This is a genomic window from Streptomyces himastatinicus ATCC 53653 (assembly GCF_000158915.1).
GTDB lineage: Bacteria > Actinomycetota > Actinomycetes > Streptomycetales > Streptomycetaceae > Streptomyces > Streptomyces himastatinicus.
In genome coordinates, this window is sequence record NZ_GG657754.1 from 10137181 (window position 1) to 10139983 (window position 2803).

Below are 2803 nucleotides of genomic sequence, written 5' to 3' on the forward strand. Positions count from 1 at the left end.
CCAGCAGCAGGACGCCGACGCCCTCGGACAGGGTCATGCCGTCGCTGCTCGCCGAGAACGCCTTGGACCTGCCGTCCGGGGCGAGTCCCCGCAGATCGCTGAAGCCGATGAAGGGAGCCGTCGAGGACATCACGGCGACTCCACCGGCCAGCGCCAGATCGCATTCGCCCTGCCGGATCGCCTGGCAGGCCAGGTGCATGGCAACCAGCGCCGAGGAGCACGCGGTGTCCACCGTGACCGCGGCCCCCTCCAGGCCCAGGGTGTACGCGACCCGGCCGGACACCACGCTCGCGGAGCTGCCGATGGTGAAGTACCCGGCGGATCCCTCGGGCACTTGGGAGGCGTCCGTGCAGTAGTCGAGGTGGTCGCAGCCGATGAAGGTGCCGGTCAGGCTACCCCGCAGGGATTCCGGATCGATGCCCGCGTGCTCGATCGCCTCCCACGCCCCCTCCAGGGCGAGCCGCTGCTGCGGTGCCATGCCCAGGGCCTCGCGCGGGCTGATGCCGAAGAACGCGGCGTCGAATCCCGCGGGGTCGTCGAGGAAACCGCCCTCGCGGCAGTAGCTGGTGCCCGGGTGTTCCGGGTCGGGGTGGAAGAGGCCGTCCAGATCCCAGTTGCGGTCCGTGGGCAGCTCCGTGATGGCGTCGCGCTCGGCGGCGACCAGCTCCCACAGCTCCTCCGGGGAGCGCACTCCACCGGGGAACCGGCACGACATTCCCACGATGGCGACCGGTTCGTGCCCGGCCGACTCGACATCCTTCAGGCGGCGCTGTGTCTGACGCAGATCCGCCGTCACACGCTTCAGATAGTCGAGAAGCTTCTCTTCATTGCTCGCCATGTGTCGGTGCTCCCGCTTCCACCCGTTTACCTCGGCAAAACCGCTAGGGGCGACGGCAGTCGTAGCTGCCGCGCAAGGTACTTCCGTCGGGGAAGGTGAAACTTGTGGCGTCCTTGAAATGTCCTGGACCGAGCACCTGGTAGTCGTCCACCACGTCCATTTTCACGCCTTCGGTCTTTCCGGTGGCGCTGGGCGTGACCACCTGGCTGAGCGGCCCCTTGAACACCAAGTGGCCGTTTTTCCAGCCGGGCGAGGAGTAATGCGCGGAGGAGCCCCAGTTGTCGTGGTACTGGACGATGAACTTTCCGCCCACGGGGTCCCAGCCGAACGTCGACCGGCCGACCACATGGCCGGGTTCCATGGTCGCGTCGGTGTAGTAGTAATGCCCGCCCATGGCCCGCTTCGTGGTCAGGTGCATCACCGTCGCCTTACTGCCCGGCGGGGGTGTGTACTCGCACCGGTAGGACCCGAGGAGGAAGTCCAGTGCGCGTATCTGGGGCGGTGCGGGCAGCGGGTTCGCGGGAGTCGTGCGCGACGGCTTGTCCCGGGCGTCCGGTTCGGCGTTCACCGGAGTGACGGCGAACGCCACGAGACCCGCGGCGACAAGGCCCGTGTGCACTGCCTTCCGGGTACGCATACGCAACTCCCATCGGTAGTCGGGCTGATCGGGTTGATCGGGCGCTGACCTGCGGCTGTGCCACCTGGTAAGCCCCGGAGCGGATACGGCGACCATCATTTGCGCCGTCCCTAAAGGTGCTCTAACGCGTGGCTTGCCCGCGGTAGATGGCGATGGCCCGGTGGCCGCGCCCCGGACGGCCCGGTCGCCGCAGCCCATTAGCCCAGCTTTAGACCGGCCGCCGAGCATGAACCGGACGTCGGACGAAGGAGGATGGCGATGAGCGGCTGGCCGGCGCTGGAGAAGTACGTCGATCGGGCACCCACCTCGAAGGAGATGATGGGCTGGATCGAACTGATCGTCAGCCAAGGCATTCGCCGGGCGGGCTATTCCGCCGACAGCTGGACCGAGGAGTGGGCCGCCGAGCAGTTCCGCGAAACGGGGCTCGAGGACGTGCGCCTGGAACCGCTGGACACGCCGGTCTGGCGGCCGCGGTCCGCCGCCTTCGAGATCTGGCCCGCCGGCCGCCCCGGTGAGGTCACCCGCTTCACCGGACTCGCCCTGCCGTACACCACCCCCACCGAGGGCACCGAGGGGCGGCTGGTGCGGATGGAGGACGGGGAGGTGGATGGTGGCATCGCCGTCCAGGAGATCGGCTTCACCCAGCTGCCGCAGTCGGAGGTGCAGGCCCGGGCCACCGATGCCTACGACCCCGAGGGCGTCTTCCCCGACCTCGTCCAGACCGTGCCGTTCGACCTTCCGCATGTGCTGGACTTCGACATCGCCATCAAGGACGGGGCGACCGCGTACGTCGGGCTGCTCACCGGTGTGCCCTGGGAGACCAGCGACTTCTACTGGCCCTATGACGCCGAGCTCCGCTCGATCCCCGGGATCTGGCTGAGCGGGAGCGACGGCGAGCGGGTCCGTGAGCTGATGGCCTCCGGTGCGTGCGAGGGGCGGATCATCTCCGATGCCACCATCACCGAGGAGACCACCCACAATGTGGTGGGCACCCTGCCCGGCGCCTCGGACCACTGGGTGATCATCGGGTCACACCATGACGGACCGTGGGCCTCGGCGGTGGAGGACGCGTCCGGCGTGGCGCTCGTCCTGGCGCAGGCCAGGTTCTGGGCGTCGGTGCCCCAGGAACTGCGCCCGCACAACATGCTGTTCCTGCTGACGTCCGGCCATATGGCCGGGGCCGCGGGCACCCAGGCGTTCATCGCGGCCCATCCGGAGCTGTTTCCGCAGGTCGTGCTCGAAATGCATCTGGAACACGCCGCGCGCCAGCCATCGTGGTCGACGGTGAGGTCGTGCCCACCGACGATCCGGAGGTGCGCTGGTGGTTC

Annotated in this window: 3 protein-coding genes; 1 reads left to right on the plus strand and 2 read right to left on the minus strand. The window is 68.6% G+C overall.

Annotated elements, in window-relative coordinates:
- Together SSOG_RS42660 and SSOG_RS47355 are read right to left on the minus strand one after the other, a co-directional pair.
- Window positions 1–838 (minus strand): beta-ketoacyl synthase N-terminal-like domain-containing protein (locus tag SSOG_RS42660; protein ID WP_009720538.1); only part of this gene is annotated, 838 nt, incomplete at its 3' end.
- A 43-nt stretch (window positions 839–881) separates the two neighbouring features.
- The gene (locus tag SSOG_RS47355) at window positions 882–1475 is read right to left on the minus strand and encodes a hypothetical protein (RefSeq protein ID WP_063631626.1); all 594 of its coding nucleotides are present in this window, start codon (window positions 1473–1475) and stop codon (window positions 882–884) included.
- 258 nt (window positions 1476–1733) lie between these two features.
- Between SSOG_RS47355 and SSOG_RS42670 the strand changes: the two genes are divergently transcribed.
- Window positions 1734–2803: M28 family peptidase (locus SSOG_RS42670; protein WP_050800182.1), on the plus strand; the 1070-nt coding region annotated here is incomplete at its 3' end.

Coding starts and splice junctions, on each gene's coding strand:
- SSOG_RS47355 (WP_063631626.1), bottom strand. CDS start 1,475: ATGCGTACCCGGAAGGCAGTGCACACGGGCCTTGTCGCCGCGGGTCTC.